Origin of the sequence: Corynebacterium hansenii, from assembly GCF_030408795.1 — a bacterium.
GTDB classification, from domain to species: Bacteria; Actinomycetota; Actinomycetes; order Mycobacteriales; family Mycobacteriaceae; genus Corynebacterium; species Corynebacterium hansenii.
Genome location: NZ_CP047211.1, coordinates 41,708 through 61,667 on the forward strand (window position 1 = coordinate 41,708; position 19,960 = coordinate 61,667).

The window sequence follows — 19,960 nt, forward strand, 5'->3', positions numbered from 1 at the left end:
GGTCGGGGATGCGTCCATCGACGGCGCGGCACGCGCGCGCACCGGCAACGCCGCAAAAAGGTGAATGCCATTCTAACGAGAATGCGGAAGCGGCGGACGGGCGTCGGCCCGGGCAGCGGATGGTGCGGCTGACGTGCGTCGGTCCGGGCGGTGGTTGGTGCGGTGGTGCACGGGCGTCGAATGGTGTGGTGGACGGCGGCGGATGGCGGTGGACGGGGCGGCACGGATCCGCGGCCGTCGCTACCATCGCGCACACCGGTGACCGAGCGGAGGCTGCGGCGCCCCGGAAGCACGACGGCACCAAGCCAACGACGAGACCATTCGATCGACCGACCCCTTCGAACGACGGGGCAGGCAGACGCCGGCCCCGTCCGGCTGGAGCCGGACCGGATCGGGTCGGGTCGAGGATGAGCGCGAGAGGAAGTGCGGATCATGGCCAGCGGCGACTCCGCCAAGAACGGGAAGAGCGGCAAGAGCGGCAAGAGCGGCTCGGGCCGCGGGAACTCAGGCGGCAAGGGCGACCCGGGCCCGTCCGTGAAGGACCCCGAGGTGTACGAGGCGCTGCGCGATGACGGCGCGAGCAAGGAGAAGGCCGCGCGCATCGCCAACGCCGCGGCGAACACCTCCCGCAAGAAGGTCGGCCGCAAGGGCGGCGAAGCCGGCTCCTACGAGGACTGGACCGTCGACGAACTGCGCGACCGGGCCCGCGAACTGGACGTCGATGGCCGGTCGTCGATGAACAAGGACGAGCTGATCGCGGCCCTGCGGGAGCACTGAGGGCCGCGTCCCGGTTCCCCGGTGCCGGAACAGTTGCCGGGCCCTGGCGCTCGCGGCCGTCACCGTCGCCAAGCGACCGGCGCCGAACCGCCGCCCGCACACGCTGCACTCGCGGCGCCCGCCGCACTTGCCGCGCCCACCCATCCGTCTGGCGCAGCACGCACGCCAACCCACCCCGAATGCGCATACCCACCCGCTTTAACAGGTGGGTTGGCGCATTCGGGGTGGGTTCGCAGAGGAGGGGACGGTGGTCGGGCGCGATTCGGGGTGGGTTTGCCATTGCGTACCGGCAGATCGCGATGGCCGAGCGCGTCGCGGTTCCCCGGTGCCGGAACATGTGCCGTCCCATGGCGCACGCGGCCGTCACCGTCGCCGAGCGTCTCCGCTCCCGCGTAAGCCGTTCGCAACCTACCGGGACAAGACAGCTACTCCTCGAGCTACTCCTCGAGCTGCTCTTCCGCGCGCTCGATGACCTCGTCCGGCGTGACCCCCTTGTCTTTCAGCGCGGCGAGGTCCTTCCGCTTGCCGCGCACGGCCCGCAGTTCATCGCCGAGACCCACCAGCCGCGTCGCATGCTTCACCGCATCGCCGACGGTCGGCTCGGTGAGCACATGCTCGGCCAGGCCCGCCTTACGGATGGCCCCCTGGACCGATCGGTTGGGGCGGGCGATGATCAGCGGCAGCATTTCCGCCTCGAGGTGGTCGATGATCGACGTCAGCGCCCCCGCGCCGGTGAAATCGACGTCGGCGATCGCCGCGGCGTCGAGGACGACCGCCGCGTAGGGCCCCTCGTCGCCATCGAGCTCCTCCTTGAGCTGGTCCACGACGAACTCGGAGTCGGCGTACCACAGCGACGCCTCCACCGACCACACCAGAACGCCCGGGACCTGCACCGTCGGGGTGCCGGCGTCGACGGGCACCCAATGGTTCGACTTCGGGATCATCCCCTTGCGGTGCGTCGGCGGGCGGGCCTCGCGCCGGGTCCGGTCGAGAAGCGTGACCAGCGCGGCGATGAGGACGCCCTGCACCACCCCGACGAACGCCACCAGCACCACGGTGGCCAGGCACACCGCGAATTCGATGCGGCTGAACCGGGCGATCCGCGACATCGACCGCACCTTGATCAGCCGCGCCGCCACCGTGAGCAGCACCGCAGCCAGCGCCGCCGTCGGCAGCAGGGGAATGAGGCCCGCGCCCAGGAAACCGGCCGCCGCCACGATCGCCGCGGCCACGAGCCCCGCGACCTGCGACTTCCCCTTCGCGGCGGTCACCACGGCCGTGCGGGGCGGGGAGGCGTTGACGGCGAACGAACCGAGCGCCCCGGCGATCGCCGACGCCACGCCGATGGTCCCGAGGTCGCGGTCCAGGGTCCGCCGCTCGCCGGGGAACGACGCCTCCGTCGCGCCGGTTTGGATGACGATGAGAATCGAGATGACCAGCGCCGTCGGCAGCAGCGCCATCGCCGCCGACGGGGTCACCGACGCGAAGTCCAGGTTCGGCGGCGCCAGGTTCGGGCGCGGCACCGTGACCACGCCCCTGCCGCCCAAATCCGCCGCGGCGGAATAGGCCATGGCCGCGGCGATGCCGACCAGCGCGCCCGGCACCCGCGGGCCGATCATCCGCGCCCCGAGGGTGAAGAACAGGACGAGGCCCGCCACCGACACCGTCAGCCAGTTGATCTCGCCGAGGCTGGTCAGCATTTCGACGACGCCGGAGATGGCCCCGCCGCCGTGGCGCGGCAGACCCATCGCCACGGGCAGCTGGTCGACGATGATGTCCAGCCCGATCCCGGCCAGCAGGCCGATGGTCACCGGCCGGGACAGGAACTGGGTGATCCACCCGCCGCGGAACACCCCGACGATCAGCAGAATCGCGCCGACCAGCACCGACGTCAGCATGAGCGTCTCGGCGTGGATGACCGGGTGCCCCGCCGGAGTGAGCTCGCCGACGGTGGCCGAGCCCGTGATGGCGCCGCCGGCCGCGGCCGCCGCGAGCATCGGGGCGATCGACGAATCCGCGCCGACCGACAGCGTGCGGTGCCCGCCGAGCAGCGCGAAGACCACGGACCCGACGATGAACGCCACCAGGCCGGCGATCGCGGGGGCGCCGACCAGCTGCGCGGTGCCCATCGACCCGGGCAGCGCAATCGCCGCCAGGGTCAGGCCCGCCATCGCGTCGCCGGGCAGGCTGCGCCGGGCGCCGACCAGCGCCGGCGGCACCAGACTCCGCAGTGACGGAGAACGCGGCACGAGACTGCGCGGCACCAGACGGCCCAGCCCCAGTCGGGGCGAGCCCGGACGCCGCGGCCGCGACGGTTCCCGGCCCGCGGCCGGTCGCCCGGCGCCGCCGCCCGTCTCGCTCCCGTCATTGCCCATGCCCCAATTAAACGTGGCGCCGCCGGAGGCCGGGGAAGCCGCTACCCTCGACGGCACGCCACCCGAAAGGAATCCCGTGACCCGGACCCGCACGCTGGGCGTCGTCATCCCATGCCTGAACGACGGCGAATTGCTGCGCCGCTGCCTCGCCGCCTTCGCGGCCCAATCGACACTTGCCGACGAAATCGTGGTGGTGGACAACGGCTCCACCGACGACTCCGCGGCCGTCGCCGCCGAGTTCGGCGCCCGGGTCGTCGACGAGCCCCGCCGCGGCATCACCTGGGCCACCCGCACCGGCTTCGACGCCTCGACCTGCGACGTCATGCTCCGCACGGACGCCGATGTGGCTCCCGCGCCGGATTTCGTCGGCAAGCTGCATGCCGCGTGGGACGCCGCCGACGCCAACTCCGGGCCGGAGCACGGCCAGAGGGAGGTCGTCGGGGTGACGGGCTCGGGCCGGTTCGAACTCCCCGGCATCCGGGGGCGCTTGGCGACGGCCATGTACCTCGGGGCATACCGCGCATCCGTGGGTTCGGCCCTGGGGCATCAACCGTTCTTCGGGACGAATTACTCGATCCGCCGGTCGTGGTGGGAGGAGGTGCGCGGCGGCGTCGATTTCTCCGACGTCGAGGTCCACGAGGACATGCACCTGTCCTTTGCCGTGCGCCCGCACGAGACGGTGTGGTTCCAGCGGGATCTGGTGCTGGACATGGACCCGCGGGCGCTCGTCGGCATGCGCCAGGTGGCCCGCCGGTTCCGGCGCGGCGCGCACACCATCCGGGTCAATTGGCGCGACCAGCACCCGCCCCGGCGCCTCGGCGAGCGCGGGCTGCTGCCCGGGTCGGCGGGCGCCGGGAAAAAGCCCGTTGTCCGGCGGTGATGACGGGCCTACCCTGGAAGTCGGAGGCGCATCAGCGTCTCCGCCCCAGAGCCGAGGAGGGATCGGACATGGCCGTCGATTGGGTTGCGGACGTCAAGAAGTACGCACCGGATGCGGATGATGCCGTACTGGAGAACATGCTGAAGACCTACCGCCTGGTGCTGTCCCAGAGGGACTCCGCCGCCGTGGCCTTCAGCGACCCGGAGGAGCTGAAGACCGTCCGGGAGAGCTTCCTGAAGAAGAAGCTCGGCCTGACCGAAGACGACGAGGCGCTCGACGCCGCGATCGCCGAGGTCGGGGAGAAGATGCGCGACGGCACCCGCAATGGCCGTCTCGCCGTTTACTACCTGTTGGCCGAGAAGTTCGGGAAGCTCGACGTCTTCCGCTGACCGGTGGTTGCCGCGGCCCGGGGCGGCGGCCGGGCGCGATTGCCGCAACCGATGAATCGGACGGCGTTTTCGCCTTCGCCGCTCCCGCGCCGGGAAACACCTATAAGCTCCGTTTGGTAGGGACGCAAATGTCGCCGGCCCCGGGTCCGCCCGCGGTCGGCCAACGGTCGTCGCGGCCGGCGGCCGTCGCCGGTCCTATCGAAGGGAGCTTGGTTCGCCATGGCCGCCGAGGATGAGCGCCGGGACGTCGCAAAGCGGTTCACCCCGCGCTACGACCGCATGGCGCGCAAGGCGAGCTCGACGGTGATCGGCACGTATTCCACCTCGTTTTCGCTGGCCACGCGCCTGTTGGGGAAGCGCGAGCGTCAGGACATACGGAACCTGTACGCGATGGTGCGCATCGCCGACGAGATCGTGGACGGCACCGCCGCGGAAGCGGGCTGTTCCGACGACGAGATCCGCGTGCTTCTCGACGAATACGAGGAGCAGGTGCTGCGCGCGCCCTCGATTGCCTTCCACTCCGATCCCGTGCTGCACGCCTACGCGGGCACGGTGCGGCGCTGCGGGATCGAGGAAGACCACGTGCGGGCGTTCTTCCGGTCGATGCGCCGCGACCTGACCGAAACGACCTACGACCCCGACGCCCTGGACGAGTACGTATACGGGTCGGCCGAGGTCATCGGCCTGATGTGCCTGTCCATCTTCCTCGCCGGCCACCCAGCCGGCGCCGCCGACCGAGCCACCATGACGTCCGGGGCGCGGAGCCTGGGCGCGGCGTTCCAGAAGATCAACTTCCTCCGCGACCTGGCCGAGGACACCGGGCAGCTCGGGCGGACGTACTTCGACGAGCTGGACGGCCGGACGCTGACCGAGCCGATCAAGGGGAAGCTGCTCGACGACATCGACGCCGACCTCGCCGACGCGCGCGTGTCCATCCCCCTGCTGCCCGGCGCCGCCCGCGCGGGGGTGCTCGCGGCGACGGACCTGTTCGCCGAGTTGTCCCGGCGCCTGCGCGCGACGCCGGCGGAGCTGATCGCGACCTCCCGGATCCGCGTGCCCGGCCCGAAGAAGACCGCCATCGCGGGCCGCGCCGTCGTCGCCGCCGCCCGGATGGGGCGTACGGGACGCGGGAGGCGGGCCCTCCCATGATCCCCGCCGCCGTGGAACCCTTCGTCTACCTGGTCATTTTGCTGACCACCCTGGTGTGCATGGTGCTGTGCGACTTTCGCTGGCGGCTGGTGTTCTTCCACGATGCGCGGCGGGCGTGGGCGGTCAGCGCGCTGATGCTGGCGCTGTTTCTGGCGTGGGATGCGCTGGGGATCGTCACCGGCGTGTTCTTCCGGGGTGGCTCGCCGTTCATGACGGGCATCGAGCTGGCGCCCGAGATGCCGCTGGAGGAGCCGATTTTCCTGTTCTTCCTGACGTACCTGACCATGAACCTGACCTCCGGGGCGCGATTGCTGCTGGGGGCGCGGGGTCCGGAAGGAGCGGCGCCATGACGTACCTGCTGATCAGCGTGCCGTTCATCGTCCTGGCGCTGGCCCTGTGGCTGTGGCGCCGAGGCAGCGCGCCCCGACAGCTCGCCGTCACGGCGCTCGTGGTGGCGGTGCTGGTGGTGCTGACCACCGTCTTCGACAACTTCATGATCCTCGCCGGACTGGTCGGCTACGACGAGGCGCAGATGAGCGGCCTGTACATCGGCGCGATGCCCGTGGAGGATCTGCTCTACGCCATCGTCGCGGGCATTGCGGTGCCGGCGCTCTGGACGGGGCACCGCGGTGGCCCGGCCGCCGCGAGAGGCGGCGGCGCGAATGACGAAGGGCACGACGAAGGGAAGGTGGATCCGACGTGAGGACGATTCTGAGCGTGCTGGGGGCCTCGCGCCCGATCAGCTGGGTGAACACGGCGTTCCCGTTCGGCGCCGCGTATCTCGTCTCCGGCGGCGGGTTCGACGCGGTCTTCTGGCTGGGGGTGCTGTTCTTCCTCGTGCCGTACAACATCGCGATGTACGGCATCAACGACGTCTTCGACTACGAGTCCGACATCCGCAATCCCCGCAAGGGCGGGGTCGAGGGCGCGGTGCTGTCGAAGGATCTGCATTCGGCGCTGTTGTGGGCGTCGGCGATCACCGTCGTGCCCTTCGCCGTCTATCTGTATGCGGTGGGCACGTGGGCGTCGGCGGCGTGGCTGACGCTGTCGCTGTTCGCGGTGGTGGCGTATTCGGCGCCCCACCTGCGCTTCAAGGAGCGCCCGTTCCTGGATTCGGTGACGTCGTCGACGCACTTCGTCACTCCGGCGCTGGTCGGCGGGGCGATGGCGCCGGGATCGCCGCCGGCGGGTTTCTGGGTCGCCGTCGCGTCTTTCTTCCTCTGGGGCGTCGCCAGCCACGCCCTCGGTGCGGTGCAGGACGTCCGCGCCGACCGGGAGGGCGGGCTGGACTCCATCGCGACGGTGCTGGGTGCGCGCGCCACGGTCCGCTTTTCGACGATCACGTACGCCGTCGCCGCCGCCCTCCTCCTGCTGTTGCCGTCGCCGGGTTGGGTGGTCGCGCTCGCCGCGATCACGTATGCCGTCAATGCCGGGCGCTTCTGGACGATCACCGACGACCGTTGCGAGGACGCCCACCGCGGTTGGACCGTGTTCCTGTGGCTGAACTTCCTGGTCGGGGCCGTGGTCACCATCACCATGCTGTGGGTGTGGGTGCGGTAGCCCCACCGGTCCGCTGACGCCGGACCTCAGTCGACCTCGCCGCGCAGCCACTCCGCCAGCACCAGGGCGTGGTTGTGGTCGCGGTCCTTCGCCGCGTAGACCAGGATCAGCGGCTTTGCGACGGTCGCCGCACCGGCCGCGCGGATCAGTTCCGCCAGTTCGGCCGCCTCGGAATCGGCGCCATCTGCCGCGACATCGTTCCCGCTTCCGCTCCCGGCCCCTTCATCTCCGCTGCCCCGACGTGATTCGGGGATCCGCTTGGCGCGCTCGTCGAGCTCATGGCGGTAGCGGTCGGCGAATCCTCCGAACTTGTCCGGGTCGTGGCCGAACCATTTCCGCAAGTCGGGGGAGGGGGCGACGTCCTTGAACCAATCATCGAGGTCGACGTCGTCCTTGGCCACTCCCCGCGGCCAGAGCCGGTCGACGAGCACGGTGCGCCCGCCGCCCGCGCCGTCGGCGCCGGACCGAAGATCGTGGATTTTGGCCGTGCGGATCGACCCGCCGCCGGCGTCCCCCGATGCTTCGCCCGCCGACGTTTCTCGCGTTGAATCGCCCATGGCCCGACCCTACGCGCGTGCGAGCCGAACGCCGTTCGGTTCGCCGAAGGGGCAGCGCCACACCGTTAACGGAGGTGAGCGGGGCTTCGGCTCTCCCGCCCATCTCCGCTCGGTGTTACCATTTCGTAGGCAAATGCAGGGCCGGAGTGATGGAATCGCGCCGCCGTCGGCGAAGGCGGTGCGCGCCCCCGGCAGTGAATGGAGGAACGCCATGCAGTATCTCCTGAGCGTCCACGGGCGCCGTGACATCAACCCCTACGACTCGGACGAGGACATGCACGCCGCGTTCGAACGCGTCGGCGTGTTCAACCAGTCCCTCCAGGACCGTGGCCATTGGGTGCTCGCCGGCGGGCTGGTCCCGCCGGAGGCGGCGAAGACCGTGCTTCCCGACGGGTCGGTCGTCGACGGCCCGTACCTCGACGCCGACACGTTCCCGAGCGGCTTCTGGATCATCGAGGCAGACGGCGACGACATCGCCCTCGACCTGGCCTCCGAGGCCGCCGAGGCCTGCGCCAACACCGTGGAGATCCGCGCGCTGGCGGAGTAGCCCGATAACCGGTTGCGGCGCGCGCCGCCGGATGGGACCTACCGTGGGGGCATGACCCCGGAATTCATCGTGGAACTGCGCCGGCACCTCGGCCATGCGGAACTGTGGCTGATCGGCGTGACGGTCATCGTCGTGCGCGGCGACGACGGCGCCGAGGAGGTGCTGCTGGTCCGGCGCGCCGACGACGGCCGGTGGACGCCGGTGACCGGCATCGTCGACCCCGGCGAGGAACCCGACGTCGCCGGCGTGCGCGAGGTCCTGGAGGAAACGGCGCTGCACGTCGAGCTGGAATCGCTGCTGGCCGTGCAGGCCACCCGCGCCATCGAGTACCCCAACGGCGACCGGGCGCGGTACCTGGACCATGCCTTCGTCGCCCGGGTGGCCGGTGACGGGGGCAGTGGCGAGGCCGGACAAGATGCCCGGCCACACCCCGCCGACGGCGAGAACACCGCCGCCGAATGGGTGCCGCTGTCGCAGGTGCCGTCCATGGGGCCCCGCTTCGACCGCACCGTCGAGCTGGCCATCCGCGCCCGCCGCGGCGAATCCGACGGTGCGGTTCTCTTCGGCGAGGAGGAACGCCCCCGATGAGCGGGGACCTCGACTCCTTCCGCGACGCGGTCATCGACGACATCAACGTCGATGCCTGCCGCCTGCTCGTCGTCGGCATCAATCCCGGCCTGTGGACGGCCAAGGTCGGCGCGCCCTTCGCCCGGCCGGGCAACCGCTTCTGGCCGGCGCTGCACGAGGCCGGCATCACGCCCCGGCTCGTCGACGCGCGCGAGGGGCTTTGCGACGACGACCTCCGCATGCTCGCCCGGGTGGGCCTCGGGTTCACCAACGTGGTGGCCCGTGCGACGGCGCGCGCGGGCGAACTGTCGGACGAGGAAATCCGCGCCGGCGGCCGCATCCTCGACGACAAGGTCGCCCGCCAGCGGGAGGCCCGGGGTGGCCCGGAGATCGTGATGGTCGCGGGCATCGGGGCATTCCGCACGGCGTTCGGAGCGAAAACGGCGGACGGGGAGCCGGTGGCCGTCGGCAAGCAGGACCGGGAAATCGGCGGCGCGGAGACGTGGGTCGTGCCCAACCCCAGCGGCCTCAACGCGCACGAGACGGTCGCGTCGCTGGCGCGGGCGTACCACGAGGTGTGGGAGCGACTGGGTTAGGCGCGGCCCGGCCGCAGCCGGGGCATGATGCGCTTTTCCGCCATGTGCAGCTGCATCGCCGGCATCCGGCCCAGGACCGACGCCGCCCGCGCGGGGCCCGGCATCATCAGGCCGCGCCGGGCGAGCGCCGGGCCGATCGTCGCCAGCAACTCCGCCGCCGACGCAACCGGGCGCATGAACAGGGTGATGCGGTCGATCAGGCCGTCGGCGCCCAGGTGCAGCCACTGGATCTCCTCCAGCGGGCGGCCGTTGACGGTGTTCGTGGCATGGATCGCCCAGTCCGGCCCGGCGCCCGTCACGCGGGCGACGTCGACGTCGTCGAGGACGTCGAATGCCGCGGCGAACACCCCGGCGACGTCGACGGGGCCGGTGAAGTCGAAGGCATCCGTCAGGGGCGACACCAGCGTGACCCCGGGCGACATCAGGGCGCGCATGCCGTCCACGTCCATTGCGCGGTCCGCCGCGACCCATGCGGCAATGGGATCGGGGAGGTTGGTGGGCGGGGTGGAGTCGGTCATGGGGAGTCCTTTCGTCGGGCGAGTTTCAGGCCCCGCTCGGCGGCGCGGCCGACCGGCACCATCGACGCCACGCACACCGCCGCGCCGAAGAGCAGGCACAGGATGATGCCCCACTCGCCGCCCAGCCCCGTCACGCGCCCGACCAGCGGCGCGACGAGCGACAGCGTGAACGGCACGAAAAAGCCGATGTATGACAGCGCGTAGAACACGCCGATCAGCGCGCCGAGCTCGTCGGGGCGGGCGATGGCCTCGACCTCGCGGAGGCCGGCGACCATCATGATGCCGTAGCTGGCGCCCAGCACGATCGCCGCGGGGAACACCATCGCCGCGCTGTCCAGCCACACCGTCGCCGCCGCGAGCAGCATGCCCGCGCACGCGATGCCCAGCGCCATCACCGACAGCGGCAGCATGCCCTTCGCGGCGACGCGGGCGGCGGTCGGTTGGATGAGCATGCCCGCGATCATGGCCACGCCGGCGAGCGCGCCGATGTACGCCGTCTTCATGCCGACGTCCTGTGCGACGTAGACGGGCAGCGTCACGAAGGACACCGTCACCGTGCCGAACACCCACGGCGCCCATGCCGCCACCGCCCACAGGAACGTGCCGGTCAGCGCGACCTTCGGGATCAGCGGGCCGCGCCGGGCGGTCGCCGCGCCGGTGCGGAACTGGGTTTCCGGGGTGGTCCACATGATCGGGATGACCACCGCCAGCACGCACAGGAACACCAGGTAGGGCACCAGTTTCGGGCCGGGAGCGAACTCGGCGACCAGGCCGGCGACGAAGGGCCCGCCGCCGAACCCCGCGGATACGGCGACGGTTGCGCGCCGGGGGCCCGCGGCGGGCTTGTCGACGGAAAGCTGCTTGATCCACGCCGCCCCGCACGCCATTGCCATGCCCACCGAAGCGCCGACGACGAAGCGCCCGGGGAACAGCAGCCACTCCGGCCCGGCCGCCGCCGACGCCAGGATGACGGTGCCGGTGGCGGAGACGAGCATCGCCGGGCGCAGCACCGCACGGCGGCCGCGGCGGTCGGAGATGGGGCCGAAGATCAGCAGCGCGGGGACCAGCCCGGCGGCGTAGATGCCGAACATCGCCGTGACCGACGACTGGCTCGTGCCGTTGAGGTCCCGGTAGACCTCGAGCATCGGGGCGAAGAGGTTCGCGCCGTAGCCGATGGCGAACATCGCCAGGCCCACGCGGAGCCAGTCGCGGCGGCCGATGGCGGGGCGGGCGGGGGATTGCGGCGCGGTGGGGGCGTGGGATGTGCCGGAGTTTCCGGGCTCGATCGGGTCGTCCGGTGGGCCGGAGAACCCGGGTGTGTTCCGCGTCACAGTCATGCGGCAACCCTACCGGCGAAATCGGCTTCCGTGAATGGCGGCTAACGCTTTTGCTGGTGAAACCCCCCCGAACGGGGCCGGGGCGATGGTGGGGGCGGCCAGTGCCCCGGCTATCGGACCTCCGACCGCAGGTACGCGAGGACGGCGGACACGCGGCGGTCGGCGCCGTCGTCAAGCGGAAGCTTGGAGAAGATCCCGCCGATGTGCTTGCGCACCGCCGCCTCCGACACCACCAGCTCCTCGGCGATCGCATGATTCGTACGGCCCTCCGCCATGAGCGACAGCACCTCGCGCTCGCGGGGCGTCAACGTGGCCAGCGGGCCCGACGCCGCCGCACCGCCGACCAGCGCGCGGACGACCTCCGGGTCGATGATCGTCTGGCCCGCCGCCACATCGGCGACGGCATCGAGGAAGTGGCGGACGTGGGCGACGCGGTCCTTCAGCAGGTACCCGAGGCTGCGGCCGCCGCCGGCCATCAAATCGTCGACGTACGCCACCGACACGTACTGCGACAACACGATCACCGGCAGCGTCGGCCGCTCGCGGCGCAGTTGGGCGGCGGCGCGCAGGCCCTCGTCGGAATGGCCCGGCGGCATGCGCACGTCGGTGATCACCAGGTCGGGCACCGTCGCGCGCACCGCGTCGACGAGGGCGTCGCCGTCGCCCACGGCCGCGACGACCTCATGGCCGCCGCGCGCCAAAACGGCCTCCACCCCCGCGCGGAGCAGGGGCGAGTCCTCGGCGAGGACGATGCGCAGCGGTTTCTGCGCGGGGGTGGCGGCGGTCATCGGCGGGAATCCTCCTCGGGGGACGGGGCGGTGGGCCCGGCGATGGTGCCGCCGGCACGGTCGGCGACCGCGGAATCGGCGGGACCGCCGGCGGCGGCGAGGGCACCCGTGCCCGCGCCACCATCGAACGCGGACGCCGCCTGGACGATCATCGCCGGGCACGTCAGCGTCACCGTCGTGCCGCGCCCGTCGGGGCTGGTCACGGTCACGGTACCGTCGACGCCCGCCGCGCGCTGGCGCATGCCGCGCAGCCCATGGCCGGAGCCGAGCGGATCCGCGGCCCGTTCCGCCGCGCCGCCACGGCCGTCGTCGGCGATGGTGAGGGTCAGCAGGCCACCCTCGATGCCGCCGATCACCGTCGCCCGCGTGGCGCCGGAGTGCTTGGCCACGTTGGACAGCGCCTCGGCGGCGATGAAGAACGCCGCCTCCTCGATGTGGCGGGGCATCCGCGCCGACGGGACGTCGACGTCGACGGGCAGCGGCATCCCGGCGGCCAGGTCCGCCACCGCCGCCCGCAGCCCGCGCTCGGACAGGGCGCGCGGCTGGATGTTGCGGATCACGCGGCGCAGGTCGGCGAGGACCTCGTCGATCTCGCGGTGCACGTCGGCGGCCAGCTTGCCGGTGGGGCCGTCGGGATCCTCGGCCTCGGCCATGCCGAGCTTCATGGTCAGGGCGACCAGGCGGTGCTGGACGCCGTCGTGGAGGGCCCCCTCGATCCGCGTGCGCTCCAGCGCGGCGGCGTCGAGGACGTCGGCGCGGGCGGACTCGAGACGGTCGACGTCGGCGCGCAGCTGCTCCTCGGTCGGCGCCATCAGCGTCTTCGCCAGCTTGCCCAGGGCCAGGGCCCACAGGCCGAACAGGTACAGCGAAACGATGATCGTCACCAGCGCCGCGACGATCACCCAGGCCGCGATGGCCCACGTGGGCAGCGGTGCGATGACGGCGTCGTACACGGAAGCCACGTCGGCGGCCTCCTGCGGGGTGGCCCCGCTTTGCACCACGGCGACGTCGAAAAGCCACCAGGGGAACAGGACGGTGAAAGCCGCGAAGGGGATGACGGCGGCCAGCGCCGTCGACAGCGGGCCGATGACGAACGTCACCAGCGCCAGGTGCGCGAACTGAGAGAACGTCGGCGTGCCGCCGTCTTCGACCATCCGCGCGAGCGGAGGGGTCATCTGCTCGGACGCGGGGGCGTCGATGATGCCCAGCCGCCAGGCTTCGGCGCGCAGCAGCGCCGGCCAGATCATTGCCCGCAGCTGCGGCACCAGGCTCAGCAGCAGCAGAACCAGCAGCACCGACGACAGCGCCGAGGCCAGGACGACGCCGATCAGCGCGTAGCCGATGGCAAGCCACGGCCATTTCGACACCAGGTAGCCGGGCCGTTTCAGCCCTTCGCCCAGCGTGCGGGGGCGGCGCGCGCCGGCATCGTCGGTTGCGGCGGTCGCGCCGCGCCGGTCGTCGCGCTTGGCGACGGACCGCGTGCCGCGCCCCTCGGCGGCGTCGTAAAGCGAAGTGTTGGGGGTGTTCATGACGGGTCCTTCCGTTTCCCGGTGACGGGGCCCGTTGCTCCGTCTGACCCAATTGCACCGCTTCACCTGCGAAAATACAGTGGCCCGCGCGCCCGTATCCGGGTGGCGCGCACGCTACCCCCGCCGCGGGCGGGAACCCGCGGGGGCGGCGGCCCGTTGTGGGGGAGTCGCCGAGGCGCGACAATCGGCGCAAGCGGCCGACGATCAGAACCCCCGAGCCGCGCTGGAGGAGCCCCGTGCAAACGATCATCGACTGGTCCGTGTCCCTGATGGGCACGCTGGGGCCGCCGGGCGTGGCGGTGGCCATTCTCGTGGAGACCATCATCCCGCCGGTGCCGTCGGAGTTCTTCCTGCCGCTCGCCGGATTCACGGCGACGACGGGGAAGTTCAGCTGGTGGGCCGTGGTGGCGTGGGCGACGGGCGGATCGGTGCTCGGCGCGTTCGTCCTGTACTGGGCGGGCGCGGCGCTGGGGGCGGAGCGCGTGCGGGCGTTGGCCGGGAAAATGCCGCTGGCGAGGACGTCGGACGTGGACAAGGCGCTGAGGTGGTTCGGCAAGCACGGCGACGCGTCGGTGTTCCTCGGCCGCATGGTGCCGGGCATCCGGTCGATCATCTCGATCCCCGCGGGCCTGAAGCGGATGCCGCTTCTGAAGTTCACCCTGTACACGACGGCGGGGTCGGCGATCTGGAACGGCGTGCTGGTGTACCTGGGCGTGCTGCTGGGCAATCGGTGGCACATCGTCGCGGAGTGGATCGACGGGTTCTCCGTGGTCCTGTACGTGCTGCTGGCGGTGGCCGCGGTGGTGGTCGTGGCGTTCGCGGTGCGGCGGTCGCGGCGAGAGCGGATGCGGGCCGAGCGCGCCCGTGCGCAGCGCCCGCGGGTCGAGCTGCTGAAGCTTGACGACGGCCCGCGTGACGCCACGAGCGGCGGGGGTCGATCGTGATCGTCACCGCCACAGCGACCGCTGCCACCGCCACGCCGTCGTATATCGGCGACATCGAGATTCCCGAGAGCTTCGACATCATGTGGATTCTCGGGATGATCGCGCTCGTCTTGGCGTGGGCGGTCGTCGCCGTCGAAGTCTGGCGAGGGCATTGGTTCGCCGCGTCACTGTGGTGGTTCATCTGCGTCGTCCTGCCGTACGCCGGGCCGATCGCGTGGTGGGCGATTCGCCGCGACGAGGGGCGCGACAAGGGGCGCGACGAGGGGGAGGCCGGCGGCGGGGAAGACACCGCCGCCGAGGAAGGCGCCGCCGCTGAGCGCCCGCCAAACGGTCGGCCCGCTAAACCACCCGCACGCTGATCCGCCTGCACGCCAAACTGCCCGCCCGCTAAACCGCCGGCCCTGCTGACCCTCCGGCCCGTTAAACCACCCGCACGCTGCCTCCGGTGGCGCCCGGACCCCTGACGCAAGCCCACCCCGAATGTGCAGACCCACCCGTTACAGCGGGTGGGGTTGCGCATTCGGGGTGGGTTAGCCGGGATGGGCCGGTGGTCCGGGAGGATGGGGCGGCGGCGGAGGAAGCTGGGCAGGCGAGGACCCAGCGGCGGCGGCGGGGGAAGCTGGGCAGGCGAGGGCCCAGCGGCGGCGGCAACGGCGGCGGCGGAGGCGGTGGCCGGGGAGGTGGGCCGTGTGGTGCCTCGGTCGGGCCTACTTCAGCCCGTGCACACGTCGCATGAGGGCCAGCGTCGCCTCCGTCGGCAGGATGCGCGTCAACGGCACGACCAGCCCAGCCCGCGATCCGCGCGCCACCAGGGGCAGCGGGCGGTCGGCGGTGATTTCGCGCGTGATCGTCTCGGCGACCTCCTCGGCGGAGATGCCCTTGGCCTCGTTGGCGTCGAGGTTGCGCACCATCGTGGTGGTGTCCTCGCGGTAGGGCGAGCCCTCGGCGGCACCGTACTTCGTGCGACGGGTGGAGATGCCGGTGTTGATGCTCCCCGGCTCCACGACGGTGACGCCGATGCCGAAGCGCGACACCTCGCCGCGCAGCGCCAGGCCGAAACCGCGCAGCGCCGCCTTCGTGGCCACGTACGACGACCGGTGCGGCAGCGGCAGGCTGCCCAGCATCGACCCGACCAGGATCACCCGGCCGCGGCCGGCGGCGCGCATCCCCGGCAGCAGCCGCTGCACCAGATCCACCTGGCCCAGCACGTTGACCTGGAACACCCTGTTCAGGGCGTCGGCGGGCAGCTCCTCGAAGGGGCCCGACTGGCTTTCGCCGGCGTTGGCGACGACGACGGTCGGCGCCCCGCCCTCCAGGACCCGGTCGGCCGCGGCGGCGATCGACGTGGGGTCGCCCATGTCGAGCGCCACCATCTCGATGCCCCCGGGATGCGGCGCGCCGGCGCCCTTGCGGGAGGTGCCGATCACCTCGAACCCGGCGTCGCGCAGCGCCTCCGCGCACGCCCAGCCGATGCCCGACGACGCGCCGGTGACCAGCGCCCGGCCGCGCGCGGCGGGCAGCTTCGGCCCGTGGGTCAGCGCGGTGCGGGGCAGGCCCTTCGCGGCCGCCACGTCACTTCACCTTTCGGGCTTCGATCTTCATGCCGCCCTCGCGCAGGCGGTCGACCAGCGCGTCGCCGATGCCGGACGCCGGGGTGAGCACGCCGTACCGGTTCGGCAGGCGATCGCGGTCGAAGGCCAGGGCCAGCGCGGCGGCGGAGATCATCATCGCCGTGCCGTCGTAGCCGGGGTCTTTCTCCAGTTCGACGCGGCTGGTCCACTGCGCGCCGGACAGCGTCACCGAGTGGACGTCGATGGTGAAGCGGCCGCGGGCGCGGCTTTCCTCCGACGGGCCTTCGCCGGGCGCCGGCAGCTTCTTGTCCAGCAGCTTCGCGGTGGGGCCGAACATCATGCCGCCGATCAGCGCGCCCATGCCGGCCTTCACGGCGCGGGCGCGGGCGGCCGACTTCAGGCCGCGGCCGACGGACATGACCTCGCGGTAGCGGAAGCCTTCGCCGTAGCCGACGGAATCGCCGGCGTTGGCGCCGTTGACGTTGGCGCCGCCGAGGCCCGCGCCGTCGGTGCCGGGATCGCCCTCGACCCCGCGCTGCCCGGCGTCGGCGTCGAGCAGCGCGGCGGTGCGGCGCACGATGCGGGTGTTGTACGGCGCCATGAAGAACGGCGCGAACGCCCCGGATTCGCCGGCGTAGACCTCTTCGCGGGCGACGATGGGCGCGTCGTCCTGGTAGGACGGCCCCGGGCCGCGCATGCCGGGGTTGAGGGAGTACGCCGACCGCACGATCCTGCCGAGCTCCTTGTTCTCCTTGAGCTCCTGCAGCTGCCGGCGCATCGAGTCGATCGTGCCGCCGGACACCCCGCCGCGCATGTGGGTGACCACGAGGGTGGTTTCTCCGAGGTTTCCGTCGCCGGCGGCCGCGGCGGCGTCGTGAAGCACCTTGACGCCGATGTCCGAGGGGATGGAATCGAAGCCGCACGAGTGGACGATGCGCGCGCCGGTGGACTTGGCCAGCTCGTGGTTGGCGGCGATGGAGTCGTGGGCGAAGAGGACCTCGCCGGTCAGGTCGACGTAATCCGTGCCGGCGGCGGCGCAGGCGTGGGCCAGCTTCCTGCCGTAGCTGGCGTAGGGCCCGACGAGGGTGAGCACCACGCGGGTGGATTCGGCGAGTTCGCGCATGTCCGATTCGGAGGAGGCGTCGGCGACGATGAGCGGCCAGTCCGCCGCCGTCGTCGCGCGGGCGCCGTCGCCGGCGGGGGCTCCGGCGAGGCCGTCGCGCACCGCGGAGAGCTTCGCGCGGTCGCGGCCGGCCAGGGCGATCGACGTCCCGGCGGGCGCGTGGGCGGCGAGATGCTTTGCGACGAGTTCGCCCACGAACCCGGTGGCGCCGAACACCACGATGTCGTGGGGGCGGCCGGCGCGGTCGGGCGCGGTGCGGTCCGTCGCGGTCGAAGCGTCGTCGATCCGGTCGGTTCGTTCAGAGGCGTTGTCGTCCCGTGTCATGGCCCCACGCTAACGGCGCGGGTGGCTTTTCGCCCGCTTTTCGGGCGTTCTTTTGTAGACAGCTCGGTCTAAGGGCATAATGGCGTGAACCTCGCCCGCCGTCCGCCGGTTGCGCAGATGCGCAGCCAACGGCGGCGGGCACCAGTCACGAGCAGGAGACGATCGCAGATGAGCCAGGCCGACGCCGCCCAGTCCCAGGCCCCCGGGGACGGCGCCGACTACGACTCGACCCGCGGGGCGCAGCGCCCGGAGCGCCGCTTCGACACCGCCGCGGTGCGCGCGGGCTACCACCCCGATTCGCTGTACGGCCCGGTCAACGTGCCCATCTACGCCAGCTCGACCTTCGCCCAGGACGGCGTCAACGTGCTGCGCGGCGGTTTCGAGTACACGCGCGTGGCCAACCCGACGTCCGCCGCGCTCGAGTCCGCCATCGCCGAGCTGGAGGGCGCGAAGTACGGGCGCGCCTTCGCCTCCGGCATGGCGGCGACGGACATCCTGCTGCGCGCGCTGCTGCGGCCGGGGGCGCACATCGTCATCCCGAACGATGCCTACGGCGGCACGTACCGCCTGGTGGACACCATGTTCGGCGACTGGGGCGTGGAGTACTCGGTGGCGGACCTCGGCAGCGTCGAGTCGGTGCGCGCGGCGATCAAGCCGACCACCACCGTGGTGTGGATCGAAACCCCGACCAACCCGCTGCTCACCGTGGGCGACATCGCCGGCATCGCGGCGGCCGTCAAGGAGGCCAACGCGGAGCTGGGGGCGAACGCGAAGCTGATCGTGGACAACACCTTCGCGTCGCCGTATCTGCAGCGCCCGCTGGAGCTCGGCGCGGACGCAGTGTTGCATTCGACCACCAAGTACATCGGCGGCCACTCCGACGTCATCGGCGGCGCGGTGGTCACCAACGATGCGGCGCTGGACGAGGAGCTGGATTTCCTGCGCGGCGGCATCGGCGCAACGCCGAGCGCCTTCGACGCCTACCTGACCGCCCGCGGCCTGAAGACCCTGGGCCTGCGCATGGACCGCCACTGCGACAACGCGGAGAAGGTCGCCGCGTTCCTGGCGACCCGACCGGAGATCTCGCAGGTGCTGTACCCCGGCCTGGAGTCGCACCCCAACCATGAGGTGGCCAAGGCGCAGATGAAGCGCTTCGGCGGCATGGTCTCGGCGCGCCTGGCCGGCGGCGCGGAGGCCGCGGCGAAGCTGTGCGAGTCGACCCGCGAGTTCCTGTTGGCCGAATCGCTGGGCGGCGTCGAGTCGCTCATCGAGGTCCCGGCGGGCATGACCCACCAGTCGACGGAGGGCACGCAGCTGGAAATCCCCGCCGACCTGGTCCGCCTGTCGGTGGGCATCGAGGACGCCGACGACCTCATCGCCGACCTGGCGCAGGCGCTCGACCGGCTTTAGGCGCAGTCGGCCGGGTGACCGACGTCACGGCGCAGCGCACCGTCGAGAGGTGCGCCGGTCAGCTCCCGCCCGTCGCCCAGTTCCCCGTGCCGGCCAGTGCGACGATGTCGTCGTGCAACGCGGCGACCGGCGGGGTCATGGCCGGCGTGCGGCGGCGGACCATCCCCAGATCCCGGTGGGCGGCCGGGGCGATCGGGCGCAGAACGACGCCGGTCGTGGGGAGGAAAGGGTCGTCGATGGGCAACAGCGCGACGCCCAAACCGGCGCTGACCAGCCCGGCGACGGTGGTCAACTCCATCGACTCGAAGACGAGGCGGGGGCGGAAACCGGCGGCGTCGGCAAGCGAATCCAGCAACAGGCGCGTGCCGTAACCCGGCCGCATCGCTATGAACGGGTCGCGTTCCACCGACCGCAGGCGCAGCGGGGCGGTCGACCCGGCCAGCCGGTGGTCGGCGGGCATGCCGATGGCCAGCCGCTGGCGGGCCAGGGGCGTCCACTCCAGCGGCCCGCCGTCCAGTGACTCCGGTGGCCGGGGCCCCACGAGGGCGAGGTCGGCCTCGTCGGCGAGCACGCGATCGACCAGCAGGCGCGCCGCACCCTGGTGCAGCGTGATCTCCGCGTCCGGGCGGGCGGCCCGCGCGGCGCGGAGGATTTCCGGGACCATCCACGTGCCCAGCGAATGCATGAAATCCAGGCGGACGGGACCGTGGGCCGGGTTGACCAGGCGGGAAACCTCGGCGGCGCCGGCGCGCAGGGACTCCGTCGCGGCGGTGGCGGCGTCGGCGAAGGCGCGGCCGCGGGCGTTGAGCTCGAGGCCCCGGCCATCGCGGTCGAACAGCTTCGCCCCGAGCGACGCCTCCAGCCGCGCCAGACGACGCGACAGCGTGGGCTGCGGGATGCCCAGATTCGCCGCGGAATCCCCCATGTGGCGGGTCCGCGCGAGATCCAGGAACCAGTCCAGGTCGGTGGGGATCATGGGTTTCACGGTAGCCGTGCAGGGGTGATGCTTCGCGGGCATC

Annotated in this window: 22 protein-coding genes; 13 read left to right on the forward strand and 9 right to left on the reverse strand. The window is 72.0% G+C overall.

Annotated elements, in window-relative coordinates:
• The first annotated feature begins 432 nt into the window (after positions 1-432).
• On the forward strand, positions 433-777 hold the full coding sequence (locus tag CHAN_RS00170; protein ID WP_290290669.1) for a DUF7218 family protein: 345 nt from the start codon (positions 433-435) through the stop codon (positions 775-777).
• Positions 778-1,214: 437 nt separating this feature from the next.
• Here the strand turns inward: CHAN_RS00170 and CHAN_RS00175 are convergent, their stop codons facing one another.
• Positions 1,215-2,996, reverse strand: coding sequence for a SulP family inorganic anion transporter (locus CHAN_RS00175; protein ID WP_290290671.1), 1,782 nt, complete (start codon positions 2,994-2,996; stop codon positions 1,215-1,217).
• 232 nt (positions 2,997-3,228) lie between these two features.
• Here CHAN_RS00175 and CHAN_RS00180 point away from each other — a divergent pair, with 232 nt between their 5' ends.
• The 6 genes from CHAN_RS00180 (at position 3,229) to CHAN_RS00205 (ending at position 7,130) form a co-directional block, all read left to right on the forward strand.
• Positions 3,229-4,032 carry a glycosyltransferase family A protein gene (locus tag CHAN_RS00180; protein ID WP_290290673.1) on the forward strand — a complete coding sequence of 268 codons (804 nt, stop codon included), beginning with the start codon at positions 3,229-3,231 and terminating at the stop codon, positions 4,030-4,032.
• 68 nt (positions 4,033-4,100) lie between these two features.
• Entirely contained in the window at positions 4,101-4,421 is a 321-nt protein-coding gene (locus CHAN_RS00185; protein ID WP_048744381.1) for a DUF2853 family protein, read from the forward strand.
• 219 nt (positions 4,422-4,640) lie between these two features.
• Positions 4,641-5,570 carry a phytoene/squalene synthase family protein gene (locus CHAN_RS00190; RefSeq protein ID WP_290290676.1) on the forward strand — a complete coding sequence of 310 codons (930 nt, stop codon included), beginning with the start codon at positions 4,641-4,643 and terminating at the stop codon, positions 5,568-5,570.
• Positions 5,567-5,920, forward strand: a complete 354-nt coding sequence (locus tag CHAN_RS00195) for a lycopene cyclase domain-containing protein (RefSeq protein WP_290290678.1) — start codon at positions 5,567-5,569, stop codon at positions 5,918-5,920. The genes CHAN_RS00190 and CHAN_RS00195 overlap by 4 nt, the downstream gene beginning before the upstream one ends.
• Positions 5,917-6,273 (forward strand): lycopene cyclase domain-containing protein, encoded by a 357-nt coding sequence (locus tag CHAN_RS00200; RefSeq protein WP_290290679.1) that lies wholly within the window; start codon positions 5,917-5,919, stop codon positions 6,271-6,273. Before CHAN_RS00195 ends, CHAN_RS00200 begins: the two co-directional genes overlap by 4 nt.
• Complete coding sequence (locus CHAN_RS00205; RefSeq protein ID WP_290290681.1) at positions 6,270-7,130, forward strand: prenyltransferase; 861 nt, start codon at positions 6,270-6,272, stop codon at positions 7,128-7,130. The genes CHAN_RS00200 and CHAN_RS00205 overlap by 4 nt, the downstream gene beginning before the upstream one ends.
• A 26-nt stretch (positions 7,131-7,156) precedes the next feature.
• Here the strand turns inward: CHAN_RS00205 and CHAN_RS13720 are convergent, their stop codons facing one another.
• Entirely contained in the window at positions 7,157-7,687 is a 531-nt protein-coding gene (locus tag CHAN_RS13720; protein ID WP_377748399.1) for a DUF488 domain-containing protein, read from the reverse strand.
• A gap of 211 nt (positions 7,688-7,898) precedes the next feature.
• Between CHAN_RS13720 and CHAN_RS00215 the strand changes: the two genes are divergently transcribed.
• Genes CHAN_RS00215 through CHAN_RS00225 form a run of 3 tightly spaced genes read left to right on the forward strand, consistent with a single transcriptional unit; the run spans position 7,899 to position 9,397 of the window.
• Positions 7,899-8,234: a YciI family protein gene (locus tag CHAN_RS00215; protein WP_048744371.1), complete on the forward strand. Its 336-nt coding sequence runs from the start codon at positions 7,899-7,901 to the stop codon at positions 8,232-8,234.
• Between the two features lie 51 nt (positions 8,235-8,285).
• Complete coding sequence (locus CHAN_RS00220; protein ID WP_290290684.1) at positions 8,286-8,822, forward strand: NUDIX hydrolase; 537 nt, start codon at positions 8,286-8,288, stop codon at positions 8,820-8,822.
• Positions 8,819-9,397 carry a mismatch-specific DNA-glycosylase gene (locus CHAN_RS00225; RefSeq protein ID WP_290290686.1) on the forward strand — a complete coding sequence of 193 codons (579 nt, stop codon included), beginning with the start codon at positions 8,819-8,821 and terminating at the stop codon, positions 9,395-9,397. The genes CHAN_RS00220 and CHAN_RS00225 overlap by 4 nt, the downstream gene beginning before the upstream one ends.
• Here the strand turns inward: CHAN_RS00225 and CHAN_RS00230 are convergent.
• The 4 genes from CHAN_RS00230 to CHAN_RS00245 all read right to left on the reverse strand — a co-directional run bounded on the left by CHAN_RS00230 (position 9,394) and on the right by CHAN_RS00245 (position 13,569).
• Positions 9,394-9,915 (reverse strand): nuclear transport factor 2 family protein, encoded by a 522-nt coding sequence (locus CHAN_RS00230; protein ID WP_290290689.1) that lies wholly within the window; start codon positions 9,913-9,915, stop codon positions 9,394-9,396. The two genes, CHAN_RS00225 and CHAN_RS00230, sit on opposite strands and share 4 nt — an antisense overlap.
• A complete protein-coding gene (locus CHAN_RS00235; RefSeq protein ID WP_290290690.1) occupies positions 9,912-11,252 on the reverse strand; it encodes an MFS transporter in 1,341 nt (446 codons plus the stop codon). Before CHAN_RS00235 ends, CHAN_RS00230 begins: the two co-directional genes overlap by 4 nt.
• A 110-nt stretch (positions 11,253-11,362) precedes the next feature.
• Positions 11,363-12,040: a response regulator gene (locus CHAN_RS00240; RefSeq protein ID WP_290290693.1), complete on the reverse strand. Its 678-nt coding sequence runs from the start codon at positions 12,038-12,040 to the stop codon at positions 11,363-11,365.
• A complete protein-coding gene (locus CHAN_RS00245) occupies positions 12,037-13,569 on the reverse strand; it encodes a sensor histidine kinase (protein WP_290290696.1) in 1,533 nt (510 codons plus the stop codon). Before CHAN_RS00245 ends, CHAN_RS00240 begins: the two co-directional genes overlap by 4 nt.
• A 236-nt stretch (positions 13,570-13,805) precedes the next feature.
• On the opposite strand from CHAN_RS00245, the gene CHAN_RS00250 reads away from it, so the two are divergent.
• Entirely contained in the window at positions 13,806-14,513 is a 708-nt protein-coding gene (locus CHAN_RS00250; protein ID WP_290290698.1) for a DedA family protein, read from the forward strand.
• Positions 14,510-14,872 carry a hypothetical protein gene (locus CHAN_RS00255; RefSeq protein ID WP_290290700.1) on the forward strand — a complete coding sequence of 121 codons (363 nt, stop codon included), beginning with the start codon at positions 14,510-14,512 and terminating at the stop codon, positions 14,870-14,872. Before CHAN_RS00250 ends, CHAN_RS00255 begins: the two co-directional genes overlap by 4 nt.
• A 348-nt stretch (positions 14,873-15,220) precedes the next feature.
• Here the strand turns inward: CHAN_RS00255 and CHAN_RS00260 are convergent, their stop codons facing one another.
• Positions 15,221-16,084 (reverse strand): SDR family oxidoreductase, encoded by an 864-nt coding sequence (locus CHAN_RS00260; protein WP_290290702.1) that lies wholly within the window; start codon positions 16,082-16,084, stop codon positions 15,221-15,223.
• Between the two features lies 1 nt (position 16,085).
• On the reverse strand, positions 16,086-17,531 hold the full coding sequence (locus tag CHAN_RS00265) for a saccharopine dehydrogenase family protein (protein ID WP_290290703.1): 1,446 nt from the start codon (positions 17,529-17,531) through the stop codon (positions 16,086-16,088).
• Between the two features lie 168 nt (positions 17,532-17,699).
• Here CHAN_RS00265 and CHAN_RS00270 point away from each other — a divergent pair, with 168 nt between their 5' ends.
• Positions 17,700-18,941: a cystathionine gamma-synthase gene (locus CHAN_RS00270; protein WP_290290705.1), complete on the forward strand. Its 1,242-nt coding sequence runs from the start codon at positions 17,700-17,702 to the stop codon at positions 18,939-18,941.
• Between the two features lie 58 nt (positions 18,942-18,999).
• On the opposite strand, the gene CHAN_RS00275 is transcribed toward CHAN_RS00270, so the two are convergent.
• Complete coding sequence (locus CHAN_RS00275; RefSeq protein ID WP_290290707.1) at positions 19,000-19,917, reverse strand: LysR family transcriptional regulator; 918 nt, start codon at positions 19,915-19,917, stop codon at positions 19,000-19,002.
• Positions 19,918-19,960: the final 43 nt, after the last annotated feature.

What these genes read in the sequence shown, in the direction of transcription:
- CHAN_RS00200 (WP_290290679.1), top strand. Translation starts at nt 5,917, where the DNA reads ATGACGTACCTGCTGATCAGCGTGCCGTTCATCGTCCTGGCGCTGGCC.
- CHAN_RS00215 (WP_048744371.1), top strand. Translation starts at nt 7,899, where the DNA reads ATGCAGTATCTCCTGAGCGTCCACGGGCGCCGTGACATCAACCCCTAC.
- CHAN_RS00275 (WP_290290707.1), bottom strand. Translation starts at nt 19,917, where the DNA reads ATGATCCCCACCGACCTGGACTGGTTCCTGGATCTCGCGCGGACCCGC.
- CHAN_RS00195 (WP_290290678.1), top strand. Translation starts at nt 5,567, where the DNA reads ATGATCCCCGCCGCCGTGGAACCCTTCGTCTACCTGGTCATTTTGCTG.
- CHAN_RS00190 (WP_290290676.1), top strand. Translation starts at nt 4,641, where the DNA reads ATGGCCGCCGAGGATGAGCGCCGGGACGTCGCAAAGCGGTTCACCCCG.
- CHAN_RS00220 (WP_290290684.1), top strand. Translation starts at nt 8,286, where the DNA reads ATGACCCCGGAATTCATCGTGGAACTGCGCCGGCACCTCGGCCATGCG.
- CHAN_RS00270 (WP_290290705.1), top strand. Translation starts at nt 17,700, where the DNA reads ATGAGCCAGGCCGACGCCGCCCAGTCCCAGGCCCCCGGGGACGGCGCC.
- CHAN_RS00235 (WP_290290690.1), bottom strand. Translation starts at nt 11,252, where the DNA reads ATGACTGTGACGCGGAACACACCCGGGTTCTCCGGCCCACCGGACGAC.
- CHAN_RS00245 (WP_290290696.1), bottom strand. Translation starts at nt 13,569, where the DNA reads ATGAACACCCCCAACACTTCGCTTTACGACGCCGCCGAGGGGCGCGGC.
- CHAN_RS00170 (WP_290290669.1), top strand. Translation starts at nt 433, where the DNA reads ATGGCCAGCGGCGACTCCGCCAAGAACGGGAAGAGCGGCAAGAGCGGC.
- CHAN_RS00265 (WP_290290703.1), bottom strand. Translation starts at nt 17,531, where the DNA reads ATGACACGGGACGACAACGCCTCTGAACGAACCGACCGGATCGACGAC.
- CHAN_RS00230 (WP_290290689.1), bottom strand. Translation starts at nt 9,915, where the DNA reads ATGACCGACTCCACCCCGCCCACCAACCTCCCCGATCCCATTGCCGCA.
- CHAN_RS00225 (WP_290290686.1), top strand. Translation starts at nt 8,819, where the DNA reads ATGAGCGGGGACCTCGACTCCTTCCGCGACGCGGTCATCGACGACATC.
- CHAN_RS00185 (WP_048744381.1), top strand. Translation starts at nt 4,101, where the DNA reads ATGGCCGTCGATTGGGTTGCGGACGTCAAGAAGTACGCACCGGATGCG.
- CHAN_RS00240 (WP_290290693.1), bottom strand. Translation starts at nt 12,040, where the DNA reads ATGACCGCCGCCACCCCCGCGCAGAAACCGCTGCGCATCGTCCTCGCC.
- CHAN_RS13720 (WP_377748399.1), bottom strand. Translation starts at nt 7,687, where the DNA reads ATGGGCGATTCAACGCGAGAAACGTCGGCGGGCGAAGCATCGGGGGAC.